The sequence below is a fragment of the Occallatibacter sp. FHG110214_02 genome (assembly GCF_059115385.1).
Genome location: NZ_JBZYWK010000020.1, coordinates 28892 through 54977, shown reverse-complemented (window position 1 = coordinate 54977; position 26086 = coordinate 28892). Strand labels below are relative to the sequence as shown.

Below are 26086 nucleotides of genomic sequence, written 5' to 3'. Positions count from 1 at the left end.
GCGGGCAGCAGCGCCTTTGCATCCGCGCTTCGCTTCTCTACAACGCTTGCATCGTCGTTAAATCCTGCAAGCAGCAGTACGCAGAATCACCCGCGAATACGCATGGTTTTGAAGGTGAGTACCCACAAAAGTCCCCACAGTCGGGCATTTTGGCGGGTCATCGGGGAGTCTATCGGAGCCGTAAGCTGTTGAATTAAAATGGTGGACGCGGTAGGAATCGAACCTACAACCTGTCGGTTAAGAGCCGAATGCTCTGCCAGTTGAGCTACGCGTCCGGGAGGGTTTTAAGAGGGTTTCGAGGCGCCTGAGAAGCGCTCGCAGAGCACAACAACTGCTCTCACCACCTCAATGAATATAGCACAGAAAGTTGTGGATTCCAAAACGCAGTGAGACTAACTTTGCAAGCACCGCTTACTCCGCGAACATTGCCTTAGAAAGTGAATGCCAGACCCGCGCTCAGGCTGCGCTGATCCTGTGCGAACACAAGCACCGAACCATCCGGCAGAACAAACGGCCTGTAGCCTTGCGCAAGCAGATTCCGCACATCCATCATCGCGTCAATGCTACGCGTGTGCTCGCCATGCGTGCGGCACATAGGCTGCCGAACATGCAGGTTCAGGAAGGGCTCTGCGGCATCCAGCGCAAACGGCGCCACGCGCGTCAGCGTATCTTCCGGCTGCCAGCGGTAGCTTGCACGCCAGCGCGTGCCCGTTCCCTCAATCGTGCCGGAAAGCGATAGCGAGTACATCTGCGCCCGCTTGGGCCGCGCCGCTGCCACCAGGGCTGCCAGCGGCATCGCACCGCGCATCGCCACCGGAATCACCAACGCATCGCCATTGGCATAGCTCAGCCGAACCGAATTGCCACCCGGCAGACGCTTCTCAAACGTGGCCATCACGCCCGCCGTAGAAAAGCCCTGCCCAGCCGTACGCATCAGGCCGCTTTCGTTATCCAGCAAAGCATCCGCGGCAACCGTGCTGCCGCTCGCGCTGCGCGTGCTTGCTTCCAGCACCGGGTTGCTCATCGAATCCGCATAGACAAGCACCTGCAGGCCCGTACCGTTTTCCGTGCGCCGCTCCCAGCCAATCTCCTGGTGCAGGCCATGCTCCATCACAAGATTGCCGTTGCTCACGGCCAGCGCAGGCAGCATGCCCGCCGCTCGTGACTCATCCGTGCCAATAGCCGGAACCGCCGTCGCCATGCGGTAGCGAATCGTCGAGTCGCCCTTGCGCCAATCCACGTCAGCATAAGGCAGAGCCGCAAAAATCGTCTTCGCGCCCAGCGGATTTCCCGGCTCATTTGACGAGAAGCGCGCCAGCACTTGCTGCGAGCCAACCTCGGCGTCTGCCAGGTCGCCAAAGCTCATGCGCTCGGATGTCTTGACGGAAGCCTCTTCCAGCCCCTCAGCGCCACCAGCTTCCATCTCTGGATGCACCGCAATCGCCGCGACCGACTCTACCGCACCCGCAAAGCCAAGGTCCTGCCGGAAGCCCAGCATTGATTCCATACCCGCATCTGTTGACGGGTCAAAATCGACACGAGCAAGCAGCTCGCGGCTCTGCGACGGCGTCTCTTCTACTTCCACCGAAATCCGCTCGCCGTTTTCACCAAAGCTGCCTTGCTGGCCGCTCGCCACCAGCCGCGCTCTCAGCTTCGGCTTCGCATTCGAGCCCTCAGAGACGACCACCAGCGGACCATCTTCCAGCCAGCGCAGCAGCGGACGGTTCGCCGCCGAACGCAGCGTCCACGCCCAATCGTCCTTCGGCGTACCCGCATTGCGCGGCTGGCTCGGCAGCCACTGCATCACTTCATAGAGCGTGTTCAGCGTCATGCTCACGACTGTTCCCGTGCGCACCCGCACATTCTCACGCAGCGCGGGCAGAAAGGATGCGCCCATCGCCTTGATTGCATATTTTCCGGGAAAGAGAGACTGGAAGCTGAAAGCGCCATCGCTATCCGTCGTGACCGTGGCAATTACCGTCAGGTCCGGGCGCAGTAACTGCACCTGCGCGCCCATCTGCGGCACGCCGGCAGAGTTGCGCACCACGCCGCTTACCGACGCACCAGCCAGCGCATGCGCCACGGTGGGCACAGCAGCTACGGTTGCCAGCAGCAGAAACAACGCGAAATGGAGCCTGCGTAAAATCACTCTTCGTTTGACTGTGACTGCGCGGCGTCCTGGCTAAAAAATCATTTCATTTTCTCCGCACCTGCCCTCGGCTCATAGCCGGGTAGCGGTCTTGCGCGGAGGAATTGTTACTATTCCACGACAAAAGGTGCCGATTGCGCAATCTCTTGTTTAGAAATAGTGTCGTTGACCTTGATGGTTACCTTGTATTTGCCCGGACTCAGCCCCGCAATCGGAAGCGATTTCTCCACCGTTAGCTGGTCGCTGTGCGTCCCTAACTCCTTGGAATCCATCTGCTTCTCGAAAATCACATTGTTGGTGGCCGTATCGACAATCTGATACGTCACCGTCGCCATATTGCTCTTGCTCTGTTCGTCGATGCCCAGGTTGTACACCTGCATCCAGAAAGCAAGATTCTGGTTCCGCTTGTAGCTCACCGGAGTAGCCGGGTTGACCTGCACGCGCGGACAAATCTTCGTATTGCCAATCACGCAGCTACCCGTGCCCACCGAGTGCGAATCCACCGGCGTCATGTTGTCGGAAAGAATCAGCGACGACGTGGACAGCTTGTCATCGGTGAAGGTCGGCACGTTGATGCCGCGGCCATAAACGCCCACGTGGTCCGGGTTGTTCACGTCCTTAATCGCAACATCCAGGCGATAGAGGCCCGGGCGAAGCGGCAACGCCTGCCAGTAAATCGACTTCTGGTCCAGCTTTTGCTGCAGCAGTTCCGCCGGCTCTGTCACTTCCACGACGTCCTCAAAGGTCTGCACCGTCTTGTGCGTCAGCGTCGTCACCTTGCCAAGAATATTCACCACGCCCTTCGAGACGCCGTCCTTGGTCACAAAGGTGATGTCGCGGTTCTTAATCTGCAGCGTAACCGGAACCAGCACCGTGCTCTCGGTCACCTTCACAAAGTCCGTCCGTACATCGAACGGCAACGGCGGCCCGCTCATAATCGTGTGCTCGGAGATAAAGCCTTCCAGATCCTTGAACTTGATCGGCGGAGGCGCAAACAGTTTCGCCGCCAGTTCAATACGGTCAAACTCCTTGGAGTTCTGCCCACTCGCCTGCGGACCAAGGCCCAGCGCTTCGCCGCCGCCCTTGAAGCGGTCAGCCTTCTTCGCCATGCCCATCTCTTCCCACTGCGTCAGACCCGCGCCCGGCACGCGCAGCAGCGCGTCCTTCTCGGAGCGGTCAATCGTAAAGTGGTAGTCGCCGCACTGGCAGGTATCCACAAATTCGATATCGATGTTGTCGCCAATGCCTTCGAGATAGCGGTAGTGCCACGTCTCAAACGGGAAGGTCGAAGTCTCACCGCCGCCTTCATCAATGGGGCGCTGGTACGAACCACCCGAAGGGTGCGAGTCAATCGAGTCCGGCTTGCCAAACGCAATATAGATATGACCACGGTCCGTCTTCCATCCCGGCTTGCCGGCAGCAAAGTGCTCGTTGGCGTAGGCAATGCGGCGATAGTGCTCGTCGCGGTACTCATTCTCAGGAGAATCGGGATTCGGATTACGGCGCAGCCAGAACTGCTCGATGAACGCCTCGCGCTCTTCGTCGTTGGAAAGGCTCTTGAAGGCCTTCCGCTCTTCGTCCGTAATAATGTAGGCTACGTCCTGCTCAAGCCAGGTCTTGTAAGCGCCCTTCAACTCCTGCTTCAGTTCCTTGCGGGCCTGGAAGGTTTCCTTGTCCGAGCGCTGGCGCTTGAGAGGATCAACTTCCTGTCCTTGCGCGGGAGCCTGTTCCGTAGCCGCAGGCTGCTGCGCTGGTGGATTCTGAGCGGCCACCTTGGAAGCGGGCACGGCGACAAAGCCGCAAGCAATGGCGGCAACTAGCAAGGAACAACGTTTGGACATCATGGCCTTCAAGAAACTCCTGAATCTTCCCCGATTCTGATTGCCCTATTTTACGTTCCCCAAACAGCCCCGGCAAGCAAATCCGCACTGACGAGTAGAAGTGCCTGCATAGAAAACTTAAAGAGTAGGACGGAAATGCGCGGAGAACGTCAACATATCGAATCATTCAAAGGGATTGATGACCGATACTCCAGCGGCTAGAAACGGTCCCACATCCCTTGTAGCCACCTGAAACCCGCGCGACAGGGCTATCGACGCAATCTGACAATCCGCTACGGAGATACTCACCCCAGCTTTGCTCGTCTGCGCAAGAATCTCGATATAGCGTTCCGCCGCAGAATAATCAAAGGGCAGAATTCTGGAACCAAATAGGCGCTCAATCAGGTCCATTAACCCGGACTGCAGGCCTGCTTTCCGCTTGCCGTCCGGCAACATAACCACACCCGCCAGAATCTCTGTCCAGGCAATCGAGGTTAAATACAGTGTTTCAGCCGACTGTTCATCCAGCCATTCCAAAACGCGCTCGGACGGACTGGGCTTCAGGGATTCTGAAACCACATTCGTATCGAGAATAATCAATCGAACGTAGCCTCATCAGTCTCCGCCCCGGCCCGCGAGATATCCAGATCCACCCCGCCGAACTTCTTCCCGAAGGCTGCAAGCTCCGAACCGATGCGAGTGCGCTTCTCCGGCCGCACAGCCTCATCTAGAATGGCGCGAATCTCCGCCTCGGTACTCCGCCCATGATGAGCCGCCAGCACCCGCAATGCCCGATGCGTTTCCTCCGCGAGATTGCGAACTGTTACCACTGCCATAAAGCAACAACACCTCCAGCGAACGACAGCAATGCTGTCATATTGACTTTAATGATATCGCATGTCGAATTCTCTTTCTCCCATATCTTTTCTCCCGCCATCTTCATTTGCTTATTAAAGGAAAACTCTCCTCCAGAAGTTTTCTATTCCCTACTCCCTGTTCCCTACTCCCTTGCTTTTCGCAATTCCCGGAACAACAATCCTTCTTTTTGCGTACACTGGATGTCGTATCTTCCACGGAGCCTGAACTCCCCATGAAAAAAATCCTTTTGATTGTCCTTGCTGTGCTTGTGGTGGCCGGTCTGATTACCTTTATGGTTATCAAGCAGCAGTCTGGCTACACAAAAGTTCTCACTGCCAAGGTTTCGCGCCAGGACCTCACTACCGTCATCAGCGGCACCGGCCAGATTAAGCCCAAAACCTACGCCAACCTCGGCGCCACTGCCATGGGCCGCATCACGCATCTCTATGTAAAAGAAGGCGACCACGTGAAGAGGGGACAGCTCGTCGCCACCGTGGAAAACGTCCAGCAGGAAGCGCAGGTCGCCGGTCAGCAGGCCGCCATCTCCGCCGCCCGGACAGACATCAACGGCTACCTGGCCGCCGAAAAGACTGCCGAGGCCAACGTAGAGCAGGCCAGGGCTGACCTCGAACAGAAGCAGCTCGACTGGAGCCGCGCTCAGAATCTCTACCAGGCCGGCATCATGGCCAAGCAGGACTATGACGCCAAGAAAGCCGCCTACGACACCGACGTCGCCACCGTCGATCAGCGTGTTGCCGCGCTCAACCAGGCCAAGGCCAACACCGCCTCCGCCCGCGGCCACCTCGGCACACAGGTCGCCACCCTCCGCGCCAACAAAAACGCGCTCGACCTTACCAACGCCATCGCCCCCTTTGACGGCATCGTCACCAACCAGCCCGTCCGCGAAGGCGAGACCGTCGTTGAAGGTATCCAGAACACCGAAGGTTCCACCTTTATGACCGTCGCCGACATGAGCGTCATCACCGCCGAGGTCAAGGTAGACGAAACCGACATCGTCAACGTCAAAATCGGCCAGCCCGCCGACGTCACCGTGGACGCCATCCCCGGACGCGTCTTCAAAGGCCACGTCACCCTCGTCGGTGACCAGGCCCTACTCCGCTCCACCGGCGTAGCCACCTCGCAGTCCACCAGCGGCACAGAAGAAGCCAAGGACTTCAAGGTAGTCGTCACGCTCGACCAGCCTGATGACGCGCTCCGCCCCGGCCTCTCCACCACGGCAAAAATCACCACCGCGGCCAAGAGCAACGTCCTCGCGCTGCCCATCCAGGCGCTCACCATCAAGCCGCAGGAAGCACCCGCCGCAGGCGCGGCCAACGTACAGGCCGCCACCAAGCCCGCAGCCGGAACACCCGACCAGCAAGGTGTCTTCGTGGTCAACAAGGACAAGAGCGGCCGCCTCCGCACGCACTTCGTCCCCGTCACCACCGGCATCACCGGCGCCACGCAGATTGAAGTGCTCAGCGGCCTCAAGGAGGGTGACGAAATCGTCACCGGCCCCTACAAAACTCTGCGAGTCCTGAAAGAGAACGCCCTCATCAAACGGGATACACAGAAACCGCCCACGCCGAACAGCACGACGTAGCGCCGAACGGAACAAAGCGAAACAACTCTGCGTAAGTCAAAACAGTGTCAGTTTTCAGTGGTCAGTGGTCAGCAAAAAACCTGCCCCATCATCGCCCCGAATTCTGACCACTGACCACTGATTACTGACCACTGAAAGCAATGAGCATGGCCCTCGACACCGTCGGAACTGAAGTAGCCCCCGTGATCACCGCGCCCGACCAGGGCGACGTCATCGTGGTAGAAGACCTATGGCGCACCTATGACATGGGCTCCGAGCAGCAGGTGCACGCCCTCCGCGGCGTCTCGCTGCGCATCAAGCGCAACGAATACGTAGCTATCATGGGTCCCTCCGGCTCAGGAAAATCCACGCTGATGAACCTCATCGGCTGCCTCGACACGCCCTCCAAGGGCCAGTACTGGCTCAACAACCAGCTTGTCAGCGATCTCGACGACGACCAGCTTGCCCGCATTCGCAACAAGGAGATTGGTTTCGTCTTCCAGACCTTCAACCTGCTCTCCCGCGCCAGCTCGCTGCACAACGTGGAGCTGCCGCTCATCTACAACGGCACCCCGGCCCACGAGCGCACCGAGCGCGCAAAAGCTGCACTCGCCAGCGTCAACCTTGAAGAGCGCATGATGCACAAGCCCAACGAGCTCTCCGGCGGCCAACGCCAGCGCGTCGCCATCGCCCGTGCCCTCATCAACAACCCGTCCATTATCCTGGCCGACGAACCCACCGGCAACCTCGACTCCAAAACCGGCGTCGAGATCATGGCGCTTTTCGACAATCTCCACGCCAAGGGCAACACTATCGTCCTCGTAACCCACGAGCCCGACATCGCTGAGTTCGCCCACCGCGTAGTCCACATCCGCGACGGCCAAATCTTCTCCGACACCCCCAGCAAGCGCTTCCAAAGCTAAGGGACCAGGAACAAGAAAACAACAGCGCTGGCTATATGCGTAATAGCCAGCGCTGTTTTGTTTTGCTTTGAATCAGAGCCTTATCACTAATCGAACTTCCGCAGCCAGATATTGCGCACAGAAATCTTGCACGGCTCGCTTTCAATCTCGAACCCGATAAGCCCCGGCTGATTATTCGCAGAATCCTGGTTGTCATCAATGAAGACAGCCATCAACTGACCATTCATAATGTGCATCATCACGTCGCCGCGCGCAATAATCTCGTAGTCATTCCACTCGTTGACCTTTACATAGCCGCCCAGTGCCTGCCTGTCGCCGATATTCGCAACCAGCCGATTCGTCTGCCCCGGCAACGCCTCCGTAACCTGTCCGCGATAGGCAAGGATGCCCTGCAGCGTATTTTCCGAGTACCACTGGCCTGAGTACGACGCAGCCGCTGCACTCACCGGAAACCAGAAGTCAGCCTGTGGCCCAGTCATCATAAATTTCAAGTCGTAGGGTGGCTGCCCCGCAGGCTGCGGCCGAGTCCACGGCACACCCGTGGCGCTGCGATACTGAATACCGCCGCCTCCGCCTTTCTCAATCTTCATCTGTAGCTTCAAATCGAAGTCACGCGTCTTATCCCCGCGATAAACGATATAGTTGTTCCCCTTCGGCTTCCCCTCGAAAGTCTCACCCACCATAACGCCGCCTTCGACACGCCAGATGCTGGGGTCCGCATCCCATCCGCTCAAGCTCTTGCCATCAAATATCTGCTTGTAGCCCGTGTGCTCGTGAATGTCATAAGGCGCAGGCTCGTGAAATCTCGGCATGCCGACAAGCTTCTCGCCATGCGCCCCCACTCCCGGCGGTCCCGCTGGCGGGGCCTCCAACGCAGGCGGAACAGATTGAGCCACGAGCCCGCCCGCAAGAGCCAACGTGCAAGCCCCCAACGCAACAGCAGGCAAAAGTGAGCGGCAAGCAATACGGAGATACAGGCAATGCGAAGTGGCCATGGCGTTTCACGCCTCCCAATTGAGAATATTTTTCAATAGAGGGAGTGTAGCGGAAACGCCAAGCCATCTGCGTCAGCATTTTCAACAAAAATGAAGCATCGGCTGGAAATTCTTAGATAGCCAGCTTCTGCTTCGCATCCGATTCAATCCCCAGCCCAACCAGCCATTCCCGAACAATGTTGCCAATCACATCCGGATGGTCCTCCTGCAGATAATGCAGCCCTGAGCGAAGCTGTACCACTTTGCAGTTCTTCAAACCCTTCACAAAACCCTCCGCAAATGCAGGCGAAATCAACGCCCCCGGATTGCCCACAAACAGCAACTTCGGATAAGTTGATTCCGCCAACGCGAGATGCACCTGCTCAACAAGCGCATAAACATCCGCCGGCTCTCCCTCAATCGGAAGCTCATTCGGAAACTTCCACACAGGCCGCCGCGACTCACGAGTCTCGAACGGCGCTCGATAAACCGCCATCTCTTCCTCCGTAAGCTTCCGCACAGTAGCCGCCGGAAGAACCCCCTCAATAAACATGTTGCGATCCAGAATCATCTCCTCGCCCACACCCGGCGTTCGGAACTTCTGAAAAGTCTCCACCTGTCCCGGATCAGCGTCATTCCAGGTAGGCATGGGCCGGATGAACTCCATAAACGCCAGCCCGCGAATAAACTCCGGCCTGCGCGCCGCCAAATGAAACGCCAGCCCGCTCCCCCAATCCTGCGCAACCACATAAGCCGACGTAATCCCGGCCTGTTCAAGAAACGCATCGAGATATCGCACATGGTCGGCAAAGCGATACTCGATATCAGGCTTCCCCGACTGGCCAAACCCAATCAGGTCCGGCGCAATGCAATGCGCCACCGGAGCAACCAGCGGAAGAATATTCCGCCAGATATACGAAGACGTAGGATTCCCATGCAGAAAGAGAACAACCGGAGCGTCCTTATCTCCCGCTTCCCGATAGGCCATCGTGGAATCCAGAACATTCATCCTGGGCAAAGTGACATCAGACAAGACAGTCATTTCTGCTCCTTAAAACACGGTTTGAAAAGCAATTTTCCTAAAACGTTCGAGCGCAGCAGGGCCGCGTTCCACCTTCATGCGGAGAATTGCGCCCTCCCAGGACGCAAGTAAAAAATCAGCAAGCTCTATCGGATCGAATGTGGCGTCGATTTCCCCAATGGCTTGGCCCTCCGTAATGCACGCGGCAAACGGCGTGCGCCACTCCTCGAAGATTGCCTCCAGCCTCTGGCGCAAAAGCTTGCTTTGGGAACTGATCTCAATGCTGAAGTCGCCAATCAAACACCCGCAGCTCCAGTTATCGCCGGCCAGCACATTGCTGATCGTCTCCAGGTAGTTCTGCAACCGCTTTCGCGGCGTGACAGACCTGTCTTCCAGCGCCGCCCTCACATACCCCTGCAGGTTCGCAAAATAGCGGTCAAGCACTTCCTTTGCAAACTGCTCTTTCGAGCGAAAGTGATTGGTAAAGGAACCATGAGGCGCCCCCGCAGCCTCGCATATATCCCGCACGGTCGCCCCTGCATATCCCGCCCGAAACATCACCTTGAGTCCGGCATTCAGAATCTCTTCGCGAAGGGAATCTCTACTCATGAAAAGTATAATACGTACGTACGTATTAAAAATCAACTACAAAATGGAATGTCTCACGAACAGAGCCTTGCTTTTGCGCCGGGAGCGCTTTTTTATCCCTTGCTTTCTACTCCCTGCCTCTAACGTTCTCCATCTGCCCGCCGATGAAACAAAAGCTGGCCGCATTCAGGCCACCGGGCCCTTTCAGGCCCTCCATAAGTAACGGAGGCGGCTACATGAGCACCACGATGCAAACTACTATGTCCACACCTACGCAATTCCCGGGCCCCGCGCACCCATCCTTTGACATAACGGAATCCGCCGGCATCAGCGCCGCATGGCGCAAGCTTCTCCTGCAGGCAGAAACCGCCGCCCCGCACGTACAAATTGCCTCCATTGAAGGCGAACAGGGCTCCGGCAAGCAGACCCTCGCCCGCCATCTCCTCAGCCGCTCGCCGCTCTCGCGCTCCCCCTTCGAGCGCCACGATGCCCGCGAATGGCTACTCGGCGACTGCGACCCCGCGCGCCTCGCCGGCTTCATCTATCTGGATCGCGTAGACCTGCTCACCCCGCCCGGACAGAGCCTCCTGCTCAACGTGCTCAAGGGCCTGCAAAACCGCCCCGGTAACCGCGTCCTTCTCGTGGCCTCCTCACAGAACTCGCTCCGCCAGATGGCCGGACAGGGCCAGCTCATGCCTGACCTCGCCTTCCGCCTCACCGCCGTCCGCCTTGCCGTGCCGCCGCTGCGCATGCGCAAAGAGGATATCGCCCCCATCTCGCAAGCTATTCTTGACGGCCTCTGCGCCCGCTACCAGCAGCGCCCCGTCACACTCGGCCCCGGCACGCTGGCACGCCTGCTGCAGCATAACTGGCCCGGCAACGTCCGCGAGCTGGCCAGCGTTCTGGAAGCCGCCATGCTCGAGTCCAGCAGCGACACTATCCAACCGTCAGACCTGTCCCTGCCCTCTCCCGGCGAAATGTCCAGTGAGCCCCACGCCAGCGCAGCAAACATAACGCAGCCCAATGCGCCACTCACTCTCGACGACATAATCCACCGCCACGTCCAATATGTGCTCGACCTCAACCGCGGCAACAAACTCCGCGCCGCCCGCCAGCTAGGCATCAGCCGCTCCACCCTCTACCGCCTGCTCGAAAACGAGTCGCCGATAACGCATTAAAGCAGGGAACGTGGTACAAGGGTGCAGAAATGCCCTCCCTGCACTCTGCGAGTACCGCAAAAACCTCGAGTGCCCCCGGTCTCGATTCTGAGACCGGGAATACACACACCGCCAGCTCTCCCATCTCAGTTCTCCCACAAAAAATAGCGATGTCATCCTGACCGTAGCCATTTTTCAGGCACAGGGAAGGTCTTGCTTTTGTTTTCTACTCCCTACTCCCTATTCCCTACTCTCTGTTCCCCACCTTTCCCGTCCAATAAACTCAACACAGAGAGGTTCCCATCGAAATGCGTCGTATCGCCCTGTTCGCCCTTGCGCTATCCACATTCCTCCCGCAATCCCACGCGCAAGGCTCCCCTGCCGCCTCCCTCGACGACCGCCGCAAAGCCCTCGCCTCTCTCTCCCTGCAATACTGGGACGCCGTCCTTGAGCACTCCCCAGAATTCGCCTCGGAAATCGGCGACACGCGCTACAACGACAAGCTCACCGACTACTCCCCCAGCGCGCAGAACTCCTGGACCGCCCGCGAGCAGGACTACCTCCTTAAAATCGCCGCCGTGGACCCCACCGGCTTCACTCCCGCCGAAGCCAAAGCCCGCGAAGACCTGATGGCCCAGCTAGCCAACGACATAGAAGCCTCCAGCAACCGCGACTGGGAAACCCCGGTCAACGAAGACGGCGGCGTCTTCACGCAGTACGCAGACCTCGCCGACCAGCTTCCCTTCTCCACCGTCAAGGATTACGACGACTGGACCGCCCGCCTCCATGCCTTGCCCGACGCCATCGACCAGACCATCGCCAACATGGGAACCGGCATTGAAGACCACCGCGTCCCGCAAAAAGCCGTCCTCGACAGCGCCCTCACGCAGGTTAAGCAACTCGCCGAAGCCAAACCGGAAGACTCTCCCTTCGCCGCGCCCCTCAAGCACTTCCCCGCCGCCATTCCTACAGCCGAGCAGCAGCGCATTCAGACCGAAACCGAAGCCGCCATCACCAAGCAGGTCCTTCCCGCCTACCAGCGCCTCGTTCGCTTCTTCACCGTCAGTTATCTCCCCGCAGCCGGCTCCGCCACCCCGGCCCAATCCGCGAACGTGCAATCTCCCACCCTGCAGTCCCGCAAGATCGCCATTCTCACTCTCCGCGACAAGGCCGAAGAGGCCCTCGGCTCCAGGTTCCGCCTCAGCGCCTTCCATGACACGCTCTCCGGCTACGCCACCCTGCCCGCACACGTTCTTGAAGACCACATCAACGCCTGGATTCAAAGCCAGGCGACCACGCAAAAGTAGCAATTTGTTGCTATTACGAAAGAACTAAGCACTTTTGCTGATTTTTTCCTTCGCTATACCCGATACTTTTATGTAACACCGGAGAAAATCTCCCATAAAATCAGGGCCATAGGAGCGTAACGGGTGTCGCAACGCCAGTTCCACAGCAGTCTTGTACTCATCTTGCTGTCGCTGGCCGTCGTTTGCGCGCATCCCGTCCTCTGCCTGCTCTTCCCGGCCGCAGTCCTCCAGTTCTCCTATGCTTTCTTCCTTGGCACCAACATCCTGGCCCTGGCCGCCTGCCTCTGGCGCGCCGCCAAATCCCCCCGCAGCACAAGAATCAAGTGGTGCCTCATCGCAGCGGGCTTCGTCTTCTGGCTCATCGCCGACTGCATGGACGCAGTCACAGTTCTAATCGACCACGCCGAGCCAATCAGCGCCACGCTCAAAGACTTCCTCTACTTCTTCTTCGCCATCCCGCTGCTCATCATCGTCTCCATGCCAGAGGAAGAAGAAAAATCTCTCCCTTTCTTCGTCTTTCTGGATGCGCTGCAAGTGCTGGCCATCGGCTACCTCGCCTACGCCGCGCTTTTTTCTGTGCTCCCCTTCTCAGACAAGCCGGGGCAGCCCATTCCCGAAACCGCAATGAACCTGGTTTACGACGTCGAAAACGTGGTTCTCACGCTGTTGGCCACCGCGCGACTGGCCTTTGGCGTGCGCAGCATCCAGGACCGCCGCTTCTTCCAGGTGCTCGTCGTCTACCTCTGGATTTACAGTGTCTGCCTCTTCGGCTACAACCATCTCCTCGGCAACGGCACTACTCTGGGCTGGCTCGACGTGCTCGTAACCATTCCCTTCGTCCTGCTCATCCTCGGAGCCCTGCTCGTAGACAGGCTTCCCGTCTTCGGCACCGATAAGCCGACCCCCCACAGCATCTCACTCACCATCGACAACGCCCGCCCCATCCTACTCAGCCTTACCCTCGTCACGCTCTGCGCCATCGTCGCCGTGCATCATCTCGAAGTCGCTATCGCCTTCACCGCCGGAGCCTTCCTCATCTACGGCATCCGGTCCATCATTCTGCAAACTCACTTCCAGCAAACGCAAATCGCGCTAGAGCAGGCCCGCGACCGCCTCGCCGAAATCGCCCTGCAGGACGGCCTCACCGGACTCCCCAACCGCCGCTGCTTCGATCAGCGCTTTGACTCCGAGTGGAACCGCGCCAACCGCTACCACCGCCCGCTCTCCCTCATGTTCATCGACGCCGACCACTTCAAGAACGTCAATGACACCTACGGCCATCTCGCCGGCGACGAGTGCCTCCGCTTCCTCGCGAGCGCTCTCCGCTCCACCCTGCACCGTACCGGGGACATCGTTGCGCGCTACGGCGGCGAAGAATTCGCCATGCTTCTGCCGGAAACCGACTTCGCCGGCGCCGAGGCCATTGCGAACAACATCCGCCTCATACTGGCAGAAAACGCGCTGCCATCCGCCCCCACCCATCCCATCACCGTCAGCATCGGAATCACCACCTGGGATGGACTCGACGGCATCTCCCCCGAACAGATTCTCGAAACCGCCGACCGCGCACTCTACCTTGCAAAGCGAAACGGCAGGGATCGCATCGAATCCCTGAAGATCTCCTCTCTCGTGGCAAAATAGCCGGCACCCCTCTTAACACATTAGATTTCTGTTTTTGCTATGCTGGTTGTACCCCCACCTGTACGACTTGGTTGTACTTTTGCTGTCCTACTTTGCCCTTATCAGGAGTACCTTGGTTTTGAAACGCCCCTGGCACACCGGGCCTGCTGCGCTTATTTCCCTTAGCGTTGTGGCCGTCTGTGTCCATGCCCTGCTGAATACCCTCCTTCCCCACGCCGGCTTTGCCATTTCCTACGCGTTCTGGAGCTCCTGGTCCCTCATGGCAGCCATCTCCTGCACATGGCGTTCCTTCCATTGCCCTCCCACAGTTCGCACCCACTGGCGGCTCGCGGCCATTTCGGTCTCCTGCATCTTCGTTGCCGCAGCCGTGGAAGCCCCTGCGGAAATCTTCTTCCGGGCCACGCCCACCATGGCCTCCATCGGCGACTTCTTCTTCTTCTCCGCCTTCGTGCCCATCCTGCTCGCCATCGCCCTGCCGGAAGAAGGCGTCTTCGTCCGCTCCACCTTCCTGCTGGACTGCGTGCAGGCCGCCGCCTGCAGCTACCTTGCCTACGCGGCTCTCTTCAACGCCCTCCCCTTTGTTCCCAGTCCCGCGCAGGCCATGCCCTACGCGCCGCTTGAACTGGTCTACAACTTCGAGTACCTGGCCATCATGCTGCTTGCAGCTCTGCGCTTCTTCTTTGGCTCGCAGGCGCCCTCGGAGTACAGCTTCTTCCGCTCCATCCTCATCTACACCTCGCTCTACGCCATCACCTCGGGCATCTATAACCATTTCGTCGGCAAATACAACCTGACCAACGGCGTGGATGCGCTCAATGACATTCCCTCGGCGGCACTCGCTCTCTCCGCCATCTTCATGTCCTCCGCCGCGCCGCGTTCGTCCGCGGATCGCCGCTCTACATTGATTCGCCTCATTGATAACGCCCGCCCGGTCTTTCTCAGCCTTTCGGTTATCGCACTCAGCGCCATCATCGCCCGGCAGCACTTCGCCGTCGCCATCGGATTCATCTTCGGCGTATTCATCCTCTATGGCCTTCGCGCCGCCATGCTCCAAAACCGCATTCAACGCGCCAACGTCGCTCTCGAACACGTCAGCAACCGCCTCGCGGAAATCGCGCTTCTCGACGGCCTCACCGGAATCGCCAACCGCCGCAGCTTTGACCAGCGCCTGCTCATGGAATGGGAACGAGCCAACCGCAGCCGCACCCCGCTCTCTCTGCTGCTCATCGACGTGGACCACTTCAAGCGCGTCAATGATGCCTACGGCCATATCGTTGGCGACGAATGCCTCAAGCACACCGCACAAATTCTGCGCGCCACGCTAGGCCACCCCGCCGACCTGATTGCGCGTTACGGCGGCGAAGAATTTGCCATTCTGCTGCCGGAAACCGACGCCTACGGCGCATTTACTGTCGCCAGTAACCTTCGCGCCGCCATAGCCAAAGAAGCCGCCCCATCAGCCGGTTCCCTCTGCCCCATCACCGCCAGCATCGGCGTCTCCACATGGTACGCAGAAGAGGCTGCGCATCCGGACTACAGCTCAGCTTCCAACCCAGGCCCAAACCCAGACCAGCTAATTCGCGCCGCCGACTCCGCCCTCTACCAAGCCAAGCAAAACGGCCGCAACCGCGTCGAGTTCCTGAAAATTCAGCCCACCCACGTCAACTGAACGCCGGGTTAGCTGCTGGATACCCTGTACCCTGCCCCCTATACCCCGTTATTCTGTTGCAAGCACCTCATTCTGTTCCCTGAAAGCAAGGAAAAACCATGGCGGAAATCGCAGTCGAAGCCACCGAAACCCCGGCTCAATTCCCCAACGTCCGCGCAGCCGTGCTTGGCGCCGGAAAAATGGGCGGAATCCTCCTGCAGGCCTTCCTCAAGCAGAACCTCTTTGCCGTAGACCAGATTCACGCAACCGTGGGACACGAAGACCGCGCCATCGCGCTCAGCTCGCAGTGGGGCGTAGACGTCTCCACCGACAACCTCGAAGCCGCGCGCCAGTCGGACCTGATTCTCCTCGGCGTCAAGCCCTTTCAGGTCCCTGCCCTCATCGAAAAAATCAAGCCCGCGCTCACGCCAAAGAAGACGCTCATCTCCTTCGCCGCCAGCGTGAAGACCCGCGACATTGAAGAAGCCGCTGGCATGGAAATTCCCGTCATCCGCGCCATGCCCAACACGCCCGCCGCTCTCGGAGCAGGCATCGCCGCTCTCTGCGCAGGCCGCTTCGTTAAGCCCGAGCAGTTGGAACTGGCCCAGCGCATCTTCGAGACCGTAGGCCGCACCGTCATCGTCGATGAAAAGCACATGGACGCCGTAACCGGCCTCTCGGGCTCCGGCCCCGCCTACGTCTACATCATCATTGAGGCGCTGGCGGAAGCAGGCGTCAAAGTCGGTCTTCCGCGCGACATCGCCACACAGCTAGCCGCGCAAACCGTCTTCGGCGCAGGCAAAATGGTTCTCGAAACCGGCTACCACCCAGCCTTGTTGAAAGACGCCGTAACCACCCCCGCAGGCTGCACAGTAGACGGCATTCTCGAACTGGAAGAAGGCGGCCTTCGTGTAACGTTAATCAAAGCCGTAATGCGCGCAACGGAAAGAGCCAAGCAACTAGCCGCCGGATAATTTTGGGGAGGGACCATGAATATTGCTGGAGGAGTAGCCCGCCTGCAGCGGGCGGGCCGTACTCTGATGTTAGGGCCCTTGGGCATCATAGCGGTATTGCTGCTCCTTGTGTTTCTCAATAATATTTTGAGCCGTATTGGAAGCCATGTATCGCTTGACCCCGCTCTGGGAGTGCTAATGTTAATGGCCATCTATTGCGGAACATCCTTTTTCGGGCTCGGTATCATACTCTGGCTCGCCGGCTGGATTCTCGAAGGCTTCGCTGAGCCAAAGTCATAAAGCAGGAAAGACAAAATGAGCCGGGTTTCCCACCCATGCGCAGCTTTTCGCGCATGGGTGGGAAACCACAAAATTCAACCTATTGAAGATTCAACGCCCAATCTGGCTCCCCAGGCACATCCCCGAGCTCGACGGCCTACGTGGCCTCGCAGTTCTCGGCGTCTTCTTCTATCACTGCAAAACCCGCCTCATCGGCACGCCCATCTACCACGCATCTCTCTGGGGCTGGAGCGGCGTAACCCTCTTCTTTGTCCTCTCTGGCTTCTTAATCACATCCATCCTTCTCGAATCGCAGTCCAAGCCGCATTACTTTAAGAATTTCTACGCCCGCCGCATCCTGAGAATCTGGCCGGTCTACATCCTCGCCTTAGCCGTCTGCTACCTAAAAGCCGACTGGTTCATCGGCGCGCCAGTCTGGGAGTCCATCCGCACCGCCCCATGGTGGGCCTACGCGCTCTTTATCCAAAACCTCTTCCACTTCACGCTCCCCGCAGCCATCGGCCCCACATGGTCGCTGGCAATCGAAGAGCAGTATTACGTCATATGGGCGCCAATCGTCCGCTTGCTCAAGCATCCTCTGCTTCTCGCAATCCCATTGCTAGCTGCCCTAATCTCCAGCCCGCTGATGCGCCTTACGCATCACGCATGGATAACGCCCACCCACACGCTAACGCACCTCGACGGCATCGCCATGGGCAGCCTCATCGCACTCGCGCTGCACACCCTCAACTGGGACCGCCGCACCTGGCTCACCATCGGCTGCTTCAGCATCGGCCTCGGCTTCTCCGCGGCATCCTCCTTCGCTGGCGGCACAGCCTTCCTCGACTCGGCACTCACTATTGGTTTCGCCGGAACGCTCATAGCCTGCCTCGCATCCACAGGCTCCCGCAGCCCGCTCAACTGGCTGCTCAGCCGCGGCCCTTTGCCCTTCTACGGCAAAATCAGCTATGGCCTCTACATGACGCACATCTTCGTCTTCATCTACTTCGGCTGGTTCGACGCCAAAATGGACGCACCCGGAACCGGCCCCAGCATCGCCGGCAACCTCGCCGTAGTAGCCTTCCGCCTCATCGCCGCAACCGCCATCGCCGCCGCCCTCTGGTACGGCTTCGAGTCCCGCATCCTCCGCCTCAAGCGATTCTTTTAGCAGGACATTCACACGCAACCCCATCCTCCCCAGCAATCCTGTTTTTAACCCAAAAAGCAGGCGACCTTTGCCTGTTCAAGGACATCCATCACTCTATAGCCCGCTGCAATGGGTGTACGCTGTTGTGGCACGCGATTCTCCGTAAAAGAGGTGAACATGAGCGCAACTGCAGTCCCCGAAGTCTCTGCCAACGGCCCCCTGAGCCCCGACGAACTCCAGAAAATGAACGCCTATTGGCGTGCCGCAAACTACCTCTCCGTCGGCCAGATTTACCTGAAGGACAACCCGCTCCTCCAGCGCCCGCTTACCCTCGACGACGTAAAGCCGCGCCTGCTCGGCCACTGGGGAACCACTCCAGGCCTCAACTTCCTCTACGTGCACTGGAACCGCATCATCAAGCAGCGCGAGCTGGACATGATTTACATCATCGGTCCCGGCCACGGCGGTCCCGGCCTCGTCGCCAACACCTACCTCGAAGGCAGCTACTCCGAAGTCTACCCCCACATCGAGCGCAACACCGACGGCATCAAGCGCCTCTTCCGCCAGTTCAGCTGGCCCTACGGCATCCCCAGCCACGTCGCGCCAGAAACCCCCGGCTCCATCCATGAAGGCGGCGAGCTCGGCTACTCGCTCGTCCACGCCTACGGTGCAGCCTTTGATAATCCCAACCTCATCGTCGCCTGCGTCGTCGGCGACGGCGAAGCTGAAACCGGCCCCCTCGCCACAAGCTGGCACTCCAACAAGTTCCTCAACGCGGCCACCGATGGCGCAGTGCTGCCCATCCTGCACCTCAACGGCTACAAAATCGCCAACCCCACCATTCTCTCGCGCATTCCTCACGAAGAGTTGGAAGCCCTGATGCGCGGCTACGGTTATGAACCCTTCACGCTCGAAGGCGACAACCCGGAAACCCTCCACCAGCAAGCCGCCGCCATCTTCGACACCATCTTCGACCGCATCGCAGCCATCCAGAAGGCCGCGCGTGAAGAAGGCGTCACCGAGCGCCCAAGCTGGCCCATGCTCATCATGCGCACGCCCAAAGGCTGGACCGGCCCCAAGACCGTAGACGGCAAGCCCGTCGAAAACACTTGGCGCTCCCATCAGGTCCCCTTCAGCGAACTGCGCGAAAAGCCCGACCACCTCAAGTTGCTCGAAGAGTGGATGAAGAGCTACAAGCCCGAAGAGCTCTTCGACGACAAAGGCACATTCCGCACCGAATACGCAGACATCGCTCCCAAGGGCCGCCTGCGCATGGGCATGAACCCCCACGCCAACGGCGGCCTTCTGCTCAAGCCCCTTCAACTCCCCAACTTCCGTGACTTCGCCGTCGAAATTAAAAAACGTGGCGATACCGACGTAGAATCCACTCGCGTCCTCGGCAAGTTCCTCGCTGCTGTTCTGCAGGCAAACCAGGAAAACAAAAACTTCCGCATCGTTGGCCCCGACGAAACCGCCTCCAACCGCCTTCAGGACACCATCCCTGTCACCGGCAAAACATGGGAATCCGCTACTCTGCCCGTGGACGAGAACCTCTCTCCAACCGGTCGCGTCATGGAAGTGCTCAGCGAGCACCTCTGCCAAGGCTGGCTCGAAGGCTACCTGCTCACCGGCCGCCACGGCTTCTTCTCCTGCTATGAGGCCTTCATTCACATCATCGATTCGATGGTGAACCAGCATGCCAAGTGGCTCAAAACCACGCGGTCGATTCCGTGGCGCAAGCCCATCGCCTCGCTCAACTACCTGCTCAGCTCGCTCGTCTGGCGGCAGGATCACAACGGCTTCTCGCATCAGGACCCCGGCTTCATCGACCACCTGCTCAATAAGAAGGCCGATGTTGTCCGCATCTATCTGCCGCCCGATGCCAACACACTGCTCTCCGTAGCCGACCACGCGCTCAAGAGCAAGCACTACATCAACCTCATCGTTGCCGGAAAACAGCCCGCCCCGCAGTGGCTCAAAATGGGCGAAGCCATCCGCCACTGCACCATCGGCGCAGGCATCTGGGACTGGGCCAGCGACGAAGGCGAGCCTGATGTGGTGTTAGCCTGCAGCGGTGACATCCCCACGCTGGAAGCACTCGCGGCGGTAACCATCCTTCACGAGCGCATCCCCGACATCAAAATCCGCTTCGTCAACGTGGTTGATCTCATGGCGCTGCAGCCACAGTCCGAGCATCCGCACGGCCTGTCCGATGAAGACTTCGACGCCATCTTCACCAAGGACAAGCCCGTCATCTTCGCCTTCCATGGCTACCCGTGGCTCATTCACCGGCTTACCTATCGCCGCCACAACCACAACAACATCCACGTGCGCGGCTACAAGGAAGAAGGCACAACCACCACGCCCTTCGACATGTGCGTGCTCAACAACATCGACCGCTTCCAGATCACGGTCGATGCCATCATCCGCACACCGCGCCTTGCCGCGCAGGCAGACGCGGCGCACCAGTGGTACTCCGAGCAGATTCAACGCCACAAGCTCTACGTGGCCGAGAACGGCGATGATTTGCCCGAAGTGAAAAACTGGCGCTGGCCCGGCGAGCGCTAAGGCTGATAGCGACACAACCCTCTGTGAGCTGTGTGCTCTAAAACACAGCTCACAGAGGAACCGCAATGTATCGTTAGCCTTGCCGCACTCATGCGGCCATTTCTATCTCATTTGCGCGAGGCTCACCAGCATGCCCTCTTTGCCGGTCCTGGTCTTAAACAGCGGCTCCTCCTCCATCAAATTTTCCATCTATGAAGCCGCCGGCAACGACCGCACACGTCTCTACGAAGGCGCAGTCGAAGGCATCGGCACCGATCAGGGCAAGTTCTGGATCAGCGATGCAACCGGAACAAAACTCATCGACCACGCGCAAGCCATTCCGCACCGTACCGACGCATTTCCGCTCATCGCCGAAGCACTCCACTCCGACAAATTCCCCACGCCGCAGGCCATCGGCCACCGCATGGTTGCCGGCGGTCCCACCGTGCAGGAAAATCAGCGCATCACTCCCGAACTCATCGACGAGATGGAGCACTATGCAGCCTTCGCGCCGTTGCACACGCCCATCGCCATCTTCCTCATGCGCGAGTCGTTGCGCCTCTTCCCCAACGTGCCTAACTTCGTCTGCCTCGACACATGGTTCCACCGCACACTGCCGGAAGTCGCACGCGAACTGCCCATTCCGCAGGAGTACTCCGCCATGGGCGTACGCCGCTACGGCGCACACGGCATCTCCTACGAATCCATCGTTCACCAGTTGCAGCCCAATGTTCCGGAAAAACTCATCGTCGCGCACCTCGGCAACGGCTGCTCCATCTCAGCCATTCGCAACGGCATCTGCATCGATACCTCGATGGGCCTGACGCCAACCGGCGGCATCATCAGCGCCACGCGCACCGGCGACATCGATCCCGGCGTACTGCTTTTCATCCTGCGCAAACTCGCGGAGACCATTCCCAACACCAGTGAAGCCGCCGACAAGCTCGAAGTCATCGCGGCGAAGAAAGCAGGGATGCTCGGCGTCAGCGGCGGATTAAGCGATATGCGCGACCTCCGCGCCGCCATCGCCAGCGGCAATGCGCATGCACGTCTCGCCGTAGAAGAATTCACTCACGTCATCCGCAAATTCATCGGCGCATATATCGCCGAGTTGGGCGGCCTCAATATGCTGGTCTTCACCGGCGGCATCGGTGTTTACGACCCTACAACGCGAGCGGAGATTTGCGCCGGTCTGGAAGGGCTGGGCATTGCTCTCGACTCCGAGCGAAACAATGTACGAGGCGCAGCTACGATCTCAGCAGAAGCCTCCCCGGTAACAATTCGCGTCATCCCTCCCGCGGAAGACCTGATGATTGTGAACCACGTTGTGCGCCTGCTCAGCAGATAGCAGCGTGCCAGACATTGCCCACTTGATACACGGAACAGGAACTGGGAGCTCCCTATCCCCGGTCTCCCTATGGAAAACCCCTTGTCAAGCCCTAAGTCGGAAAATATTTTCTAACTCATTGATTCCATTAAGCAAAAATCCTGGCCAAGTTTGCGCTCAATTATGGTCATTTATGCCAAACTAAAAATAAGCTGAAGTAAAGCAAACAAACGGCCCGATTCCTTGGGAATCGGGCCGTTTGTTTTTCCGCTAACTCGCTACCCCAAAAAGAAAGGAGAACCCAATGCCGTCAATGGCAGGCACACCCCACTTGTCCCTTGTCCCTGCCTTTTACACAGTTCCACAGTTCGCGCATAAAGAAACTGCACAGTCCCTGTGCAATCCCCCACAACCCACACAAAACAAACAGCCTGGAAAAACGCCCCACTGTGCGCATACACACGGAGCAAAACAAGTCATTGTGTTTCCCCGCACATCGATACAGCTCCGCATCTGTTCTACACTGGAATGTTCCCATGATTACCGTCGCCATTCCGGTTCGCACCCAACAGCTTCCTTCGCCTGCCCTGCGGCGTTTCGCATGGGCTGTTCTCGCTTATTTCATTGCGACGAGTTTGTGGGGCACGTTAACACGCTCTACCGGATCCGGTGCGGGCTGCGGTGACCATTGGCCTCTCTGCAACGGCACCATAGTGCAGCATTCGCCCCGCATAGATACCATCATCGAATTCACGCATCGTATCACGAGTGGAATTTCCCTCTTCTCAGCTGTTGGATTACTCATATGGACATTCGCAAGCACTATGCGCGGCCATCTGGCACGCGCTGCGGCAAGTGCGGCTGTCATCTTCACACTCGTTGAAGCTATCCTCGGCGCATTGCTTGTAATCCTTGGCCTCACCGCGCAGAGCCAGTCTCCACTGCGTCCGCCGTTTCTCGCCCTGCACTTTACAAACACGCTGCTGATGCTGGCCTCGCTCACCCTGACCGCGCATCTACTGAGCCGCAAGACCGGCTACACCCGCACCACGGTACGTCTCACCACTCCCATCGGCGCCATGCTTGCCGTCGTCATCGTACTCGTCGTAGGCGTCACTGGATCGCTGGCCGCACTCGGCGATACGCTCTTCCCCGCAAGCTCCGTCAGCACTGCCTTCGCGCAGGACTTCTCCGCCACCAGCGACTGGTTACTCCGCTGGCGCTGGACGCATCCCACAGTCGCATTCCTCTCCAGCGTCTTCCTAATCTGGCTACTGGTACGTGCATCCAAAAAGACCGCACACTGGGACAACCGTGGCCTCTCCGCGCTTGTACTGGTCTTGCTGGCTATTCAATATCTGCTCGGCGTGCTGGATATCTTCATGCTCGCGCCAACATGGCTACAAGTAGCGCATCTGCTGGGAGCGGACGTGCTGTGGGCCGCGCTGGTAGTGCTAACGGCCCGCGTCACGCTGGAACCGGTTTCCTGACTTACTTAACCAAAACACCAGCCGCCGGATAAACCACCCCATTCACACTGGCCTCAATCACCGGCAAGCTTGGCGTAGCTGTCAGCCACTCAATCTTTCCGTCATTGAGAAGTACAGTATCTTCCGCCTTCGCTCCGCGAATGCTCGGGTTCCACGCAAAAGCCTGATGGTTGACCACCGTTTCCCCACCCTGTGGAGTCGCAATCCACTCGCGCTCGCTGTATCCCGTCGGACCGCCCTGGTGATGAAGCTGTTCATCCCCCGCATAACCCTCAGCAGCATATGCAGTTTTAGCAGCAGCAAACAACTGCGCGGACGTTGCACCTTCACGCGTCGCATCCAGCAAAGCAGCATTTATCTTTGCGCTGGATTCAAACTTTGCCGCAAGCTCCGCAGGCAGCTCGCCAAAGTAGATAAAGCGCGTAATCGAAATCGCCAGCCCCCATTTGCGCGAGCAGAGATTCAACATGCCATACTGCTGCAACCGCTTGCCGCGCGGAGCAGCATGCTTGTACTTGTAGATGCGCTCATCCACCGCATACAGTGATACCGAAGGCAAAATGCCGCGCCGCAACAAATTCTCTGCTGTCAGCGCTTCGAGGTCATACTCGTTCATCCCCGGCTCAACCTCATGCAGAGCCTCAATCGTCGAGTCCGCAGTCTGCACACCCAGCCAGCGATAACGCGCAATCTCCGTCTCACTCAGCGACTGACGCAGCGGGTAAAGGTTCACAGTTGTAAGCCCCGCAACAGGAGTGTCCGAACCAAGCGCACTACCCGCAAGCTTCTGCGCGGCAGCCACCGTATCATCCGCATACCACGGAAACAGAACCGGCTCGAAATCCAGCACGCCAAACTCCTCGTCATGCAGGCGTGGAGCCTCATTCTCCGTAGTGAAGTAGTAGCGCTTGCCTTCCGCTGTTACCAGCAGAGACGCAACACCTGTTTCCTGTGGAGTGCGCACCCGCACCTCCACTGCACCATCTGTAACCCAGGCCACGTTCTCATTGCGACGCAGCAAAACACCGGCAAGCTTTTGCTCTTTTAACCAATCCACAAGCTTTTCATGCTTCGCGTCCAGTTCCGCGTTCCACGCGGCTTCCGTCACGATCGTCGCGCCATTCACAGTCAGAGATTTGCTGATGCGCTTGCTCATGCTTTGTCCTTTTCTCGGTTTACTGAAACGTGCGAAGGGCGTTGACGTATTTCGTCAACGCCCAGTCAACTTGCAGGCTGGTTACTCTTCCGTCTCGCCGTGCAGGTAGGATTCCCATCCAAGATAAACAGTTGCCGCCTCGTGCACAGCCTTCGACACATCGGAGAAGTTCGCAGCAACGTGATGCTCGAAGCCTTCACGGCAGATGTACTTGAGCAGCTTCTGCAGCTTTGGAATCTCCGCAACGCCAGCGCCTCCGAAAGTTTCGAGCGGATCGTCTGTAAAGCTGCCTGCGCCAGTGTAGCCACGAATCACGCCTCGGCGATCATCCGTCGAGAAGCGCGCATAGCTCATGGCGCCTGCTTTCACGCGGCCTACGCAAGTACCAAAGGTATTCAGCTTGCCCACCGTGCCGGCGATGATTTCCTGATAGTCCATGCGAACATCCGCGAAGAAGTGCTTCGGCAGATTGGAGCAGTGGAAGCAAACACACTTGTTCGGATCAGAACCATAGTTGTTGTTCCAATCGAGAAGAGCTGAAGGTGTCTGCGAAGCCAACGCAAGCATGTACATGGAAAGCGTGCCCGGCACATCAACTTCGCATGCCGAGGGAATCAGGTTATCGCTCATCATGCTCATAACGGTGCAAGGCACCACGCCGAAGTATTCTTCCATCGAGGTCCAGCACTGGACGGCGCTGATGGTGGAGTGTGTCTGCTTCATCCACGTCTCAATGACTGCGCCGAGCTTGGCCATCTTGAGCAGTGCCGCATCTGGAATGCCCTGCGTCGAAACATAGTTCTTAATCGCGCCGAGCTTGGCCTGTGCCAAGTCATCATTATCTTTCAGCCGCTCAATGCGGCCAAAAACTTCCGAGAGGTCCAGCGGCTCCACCGAGATACCGGCTGTTTCCAGGATGCGCTCCGAATAGCGAACCGTATTAAACGCTGCCGGACGCGCGCCAATGGCGCCAATCTTCAGGTTCTTCAGTCCCTTTATGATGCGGCAAACTGCTGAAAACCATTCGAGATCTGACTTGAACTCAGGAGAAGTTACGGCTTCCGTATGCAGAGTGGTCAGCGAATAAGGGATGCCATACTGCATCAGGTTGTTACAGGCGGACATCTTTCCGCAGAACGAATCGCGGCGCACTGCGATGGTCATGTTGTCCGAACGGTCGGGCGTGGCCTGCACAAGGACAGGGACTTTCAAACCAGAGAGACGAATCGCATCGACAATGCCGCGCTCTTCACCAAAGTTCGGCAGCGTGACGATGATGCCGTCGATATCATCCGCGTGCTTCTTGAACAACTCAGCGCAGCGCAAGCTCTCGTCATAGGTCTCTACTGCTCCGTACTTCGACTCTTCAGGCGTAAGCGCAATCGCTTTTGCACCGGCTGCTTCAAGGACGGAAAGAATCTCCTCGCGGCCCGTCTTGGCCAGGTGATCGGGAAAGAAGCCGCGGTTGCCCACCACGACTCCGAAGGTCATCACGCGTTCGGCTGCCATAAAACTCCTT

Annotated in this window: 20 protein-coding genes and 1 tRNA gene; 11 read left to right on the top strand and 10 right to left on the bottom strand. The window is 58.5% G+C overall.

All coding sequences use genetic code 11. The annotated features are described in order from the left end of the window. Window positions 1–199: 199 nt before the first annotated feature. From AC5S3R_RS16055 to AC5S3R_RS16035, 5 genes are all read right to left on the bottom strand, one after another. Window positions 200–275 (bottom strand) — tRNA-Lys (locus AC5S3R_RS16055). Between the two features lie 155 nt (window positions 276–430). Continuing rightward, the gene (locus AC5S3R_RS16050) at window positions 431–2149 is read right to left on the bottom strand and encodes a carboxypeptidase-like regulatory domain-containing protein (RefSeq protein WP_494268166.1); all 1719 of its coding nucleotides are present in this window, start codon (window positions 2147–2149) and stop codon (window positions 431–433) included. 110 nt (window positions 2150–2259) lie between these two features. After that, entirely contained in the window at window positions 2260–3993 is a 1734-nt protein-coding gene (locus AC5S3R_RS16045) for a GWxTD domain-containing protein (RefSeq protein ID WP_494268165.1), read from the bottom strand. 159 nt (window positions 3994–4152) lie between these two features. Then, window positions 4153–4569: a type II toxin-antitoxin system VapC family toxin gene (locus tag AC5S3R_RS16040; protein ID WP_494268164.1), complete on the bottom strand. Its 417-nt coding sequence runs from the start codon at window positions 4567–4569 to the stop codon at window positions 4153–4155. Then, a complete protein-coding gene (locus AC5S3R_RS16035) occupies window positions 4566–4805 on the bottom strand; it encodes a FitA-like ribbon-helix-helix domain-containing protein (protein WP_494268163.1) in 240 nt (79 codons plus the stop codon). The genes AC5S3R_RS16040 and AC5S3R_RS16035 overlap by 4 nt, the downstream gene beginning before the upstream one ends. A 254-nt stretch (window positions 4806–5059) precedes the next feature. Between AC5S3R_RS16035 and AC5S3R_RS16030 the strand changes: the two genes are divergently transcribed. Next, entirely contained in the window at window positions 5060–6430 is a 1371-nt protein-coding gene (locus tag AC5S3R_RS16030) for an efflux RND transporter periplasmic adaptor subunit (protein WP_494268162.1), read from the top strand. Between the two features lie 146 nt (window positions 6431–6576). Then, entirely contained in the window at window positions 6577–7332 is a 756-nt protein-coding gene (locus tag AC5S3R_RS16025; RefSeq protein WP_494268161.1) for an ABC transporter ATP-binding protein, read from the top strand. A gap of 86 nt (window positions 7333–7418) precedes the next feature. On the opposite strand, the gene AC5S3R_RS16020 is transcribed toward AC5S3R_RS16025, so the two are convergent. The 3 genes from AC5S3R_RS16020 to AC5S3R_RS16010 all read right to left on the bottom strand — a co-directional run bounded on the left by AC5S3R_RS16020 (window position 7419) and on the right by AC5S3R_RS16010 (window position 9936). Next, the gene (locus tag AC5S3R_RS16020) at window positions 7419–8327 is read right to left on the bottom strand and encodes a 3-keto-disaccharide hydrolase (protein ID WP_494268160.1); all 909 of its coding nucleotides are present in this window, start codon (window positions 8325–8327) and stop codon (window positions 7419–7421) included. A gap of 112 nt (window positions 8328–8439) precedes the next feature. Beyond that, window positions 8440–9348: a haloalkane dehalogenase gene (locus tag AC5S3R_RS16015; protein ID WP_494268159.1), complete on the bottom strand. Its 909-nt coding sequence runs from the start codon at window positions 9346–9348 to the stop codon at window positions 8440–8442. A gap of 9 nt (window positions 9349–9357) precedes the next feature. Continuing rightward, window positions 9358–9936 carry a TetR/AcrR family transcriptional regulator gene (locus tag AC5S3R_RS16010; protein WP_494268158.1) on the bottom strand — a complete coding sequence of 193 codons (579 nt, stop codon included), beginning with the start codon at window positions 9934–9936 and terminating at the stop codon, window positions 9358–9360. A 215-nt stretch (window positions 9937–10151) separates the two neighbouring features. On the opposite strand from AC5S3R_RS16010, the gene AC5S3R_RS16005 reads away from it, so the two are divergent. The 9 genes from AC5S3R_RS16005 (at window position 10152) to AC5S3R_RS15965 (ending at window position 23411) form a co-directional block, all read left to right on the top strand. Beyond that, window positions 10152–11093 (top strand): sigma-54-dependent transcriptional regulator, encoded by a 942-nt coding sequence (locus AC5S3R_RS16005; RefSeq protein ID WP_494268157.1) that lies wholly within the window; start codon window positions 10152–10154, stop codon window positions 11091–11093. Window positions 11094–11380: 287 nt separating this feature from the next. Next, a complete protein-coding gene (locus tag AC5S3R_RS16000; RefSeq protein ID WP_494268156.1) occupies window positions 11381–12379 on the top strand; it encodes a DUF885 domain-containing protein in 999 nt (332 codons plus the stop codon). Window positions 12380–12502: 123 nt separating this feature from the next. Continuing rightward, window positions 12503–14020 (top strand): GGDEF domain-containing protein, encoded by a 1518-nt coding sequence (locus AC5S3R_RS15995; RefSeq protein ID WP_494268155.1) that lies wholly within the window; start codon window positions 12503–12505, stop codon window positions 14018–14020. A 259-nt stretch (window positions 14021–14279) separates the two neighbouring features. Continuing rightward, window positions 14280–15689 (top strand): GGDEF domain-containing protein, encoded by a 1410-nt coding sequence (locus AC5S3R_RS15990; RefSeq protein WP_494268154.1) that lies wholly within the window; start codon window positions 14280–14282, stop codon window positions 15687–15689. Window positions 15690–15787: 98 nt separating this feature from the next. After that, complete coding sequence (proC, locus tag AC5S3R_RS15985) at window positions 15788–16642, top strand: pyrroline-5-carboxylate reductase (RefSeq protein ID WP_494268153.1); 855 nt, start codon at window positions 15788–15790, stop codon at window positions 16640–16642. A gap of 361 nt (window positions 16643–17003) precedes the next feature. Beyond that, entirely contained in the window at window positions 17004–18068 is a 1065-nt protein-coding gene (locus AC5S3R_RS15980; protein WP_494268152.1) for an acyltransferase family protein, read from the top strand. A gap of 156 nt (window positions 18069–18224) precedes the next feature. Beyond that, the gene (locus AC5S3R_RS15975; RefSeq protein WP_494268151.1) at window positions 18225–20615 is read left to right on the top strand and encodes a phosphoketolase family protein; all 2391 of its coding nucleotides are present in this window, start codon (window positions 18225–18227) and stop codon (window positions 20613–20615) included. Between the two features lie 130 nt (window positions 20616–20745). Continuing rightward, a complete protein-coding gene (locus AC5S3R_RS15970; protein ID WP_494268150.1) occupies window positions 20746–21942 on the top strand; it encodes an acetate/propionate family kinase in 1197 nt (398 codons plus the stop codon). A gap of 515 nt (window positions 21943–22457) precedes the next feature. Beyond that, window positions 22458–23411, top strand: coding sequence for a COX15/CtaA family protein (locus tag AC5S3R_RS15965; protein WP_494268149.1), 954 nt, complete (start codon window positions 22458–22460; stop codon window positions 23409–23411). Between the two features lies 1 nt (window position 23412). On the opposite strand, the gene AC5S3R_RS15960 is transcribed toward AC5S3R_RS15965, so the two are convergent. Together AC5S3R_RS15960 and AC5S3R_RS15955 are read right to left on the bottom strand one after the other, a co-directional pair. Beyond that, window positions 23413–24567 carry a M24 family metallopeptidase gene (locus tag AC5S3R_RS15960; protein ID WP_494268148.1) on the bottom strand — a complete coding sequence of 385 codons (1155 nt, stop codon included), beginning with the start codon at window positions 24565–24567 and terminating at the stop codon, window positions 23413–23415. 81 nt (window positions 24568–24648) lie between these two features. Continuing rightward, window positions 24649–26076, bottom strand: coding sequence for an L-fucose/L-arabinose isomerase family protein (locus AC5S3R_RS15955; protein WP_494268147.1), 1428 nt, complete (start codon window positions 26074–26076; stop codon window positions 24649–24651). Window positions 26077–26086 lie beyond the last annotated feature (10 nt).

Excerpts from the sequence above, each read along its gene's own strand:
- AC5S3R_RS16045 (WP_494268165.1), bottom strand. The coding sequence starts at position 3,993 with ATGATGTCCAAACGTTGTTCCTTGCTAGTTGCCGCCATTGCTTGCGGC.
- AC5S3R_RS16035 (WP_494268163.1), bottom strand. The coding sequence starts at position 4,805 with ATGGCAGTGGTAACAGTTCGCAATCTCGCGGAGGAAACGCATCGGGCA.
- AC5S3R_RS16030 (WP_494268162.1), top strand. The coding sequence starts at position 5,060 with ATGAAAAAAATCCTTTTGATTGTCCTTGCTGTGCTTGTGGTGGCCGGT.
- AC5S3R_RS16025 (WP_494268161.1), top strand. The coding sequence starts at position 6,577 with ATGGCCCTCGACACCGTCGGAACTGAAGTAGCCCCCGTGATCACCGCG.
- AC5S3R_RS16020 (WP_494268160.1), bottom strand. The coding sequence starts at position 8,327 with ATGGCCACTTCGCATTGCCTGTATCTCCGTATTGCTTGCCGCTCACTT.
- AC5S3R_RS16015 (WP_494268159.1), bottom strand. The coding sequence starts at position 9,348 with ATGACTGTCTTGTCTGATGTCACTTTGCCCAGGATGAATGTTCTGGAT.
- AC5S3R_RS16010 (WP_494268158.1), bottom strand. The coding sequence starts at position 9,936 with ATGAGTAGAGATTCCCTTCGCGAAGAGATTCTGAATGCCGGACTCAAG.
- AC5S3R_RS16005 (WP_494268157.1), top strand. The coding sequence starts at position 10,152 with ATGAGCACCACGATGCAAACTACTATGTCCACACCTACGCAATTCCCG.
- AC5S3R_RS16000 (WP_494268156.1), top strand. The coding sequence starts at position 11,381 with ATGCGTCGTATCGCCCTGTTCGCCCTTGCGCTATCCACATTCCTCCCG.
- AC5S3R_RS15990 (WP_494268154.1), top strand. The coding sequence starts at position 14,280 with ATGGCAGCCATCTCCTGCACATGGCGTTCCTTCCATTGCCCTCCCACA.
- proC (WP_494268153.1), top strand. The coding sequence starts at position 15,788 with ATGGCGGAAATCGCAGTCGAAGCCACCGAAACCCCGGCTCAATTCCCC.
- AC5S3R_RS15975 (WP_494268151.1), top strand. The coding sequence starts at position 18,225 with ATGAGCGCAACTGCAGTCCCCGAAGTCTCTGCCAACGGCCCCCTGAGC.
- AC5S3R_RS15970 (WP_494268150.1), top strand. The coding sequence starts at position 20,746 with ATGCCCTCTTTGCCGGTCCTGGTCTTAAACAGCGGCTCCTCCTCCATC.
- AC5S3R_RS15965 (WP_494268149.1), top strand. The coding sequence starts at position 22,458 with ATGATTACCGTCGCCATTCCGGTTCGCACCCAACAGCTTCCTTCGCCT.
- AC5S3R_RS15960 (WP_494268148.1), bottom strand. The coding sequence starts at position 24,567 with ATGAGCAAGCGCATCAGCAAATCTCTGACTGTGAATGGCGCGACGATC.
- AC5S3R_RS15955 (WP_494268147.1), bottom strand. The coding sequence starts at position 26,076 with ATGGCAGCCGAACGCGTGATGACCTTCGGAGTCGTGGTGGGCAACCGC.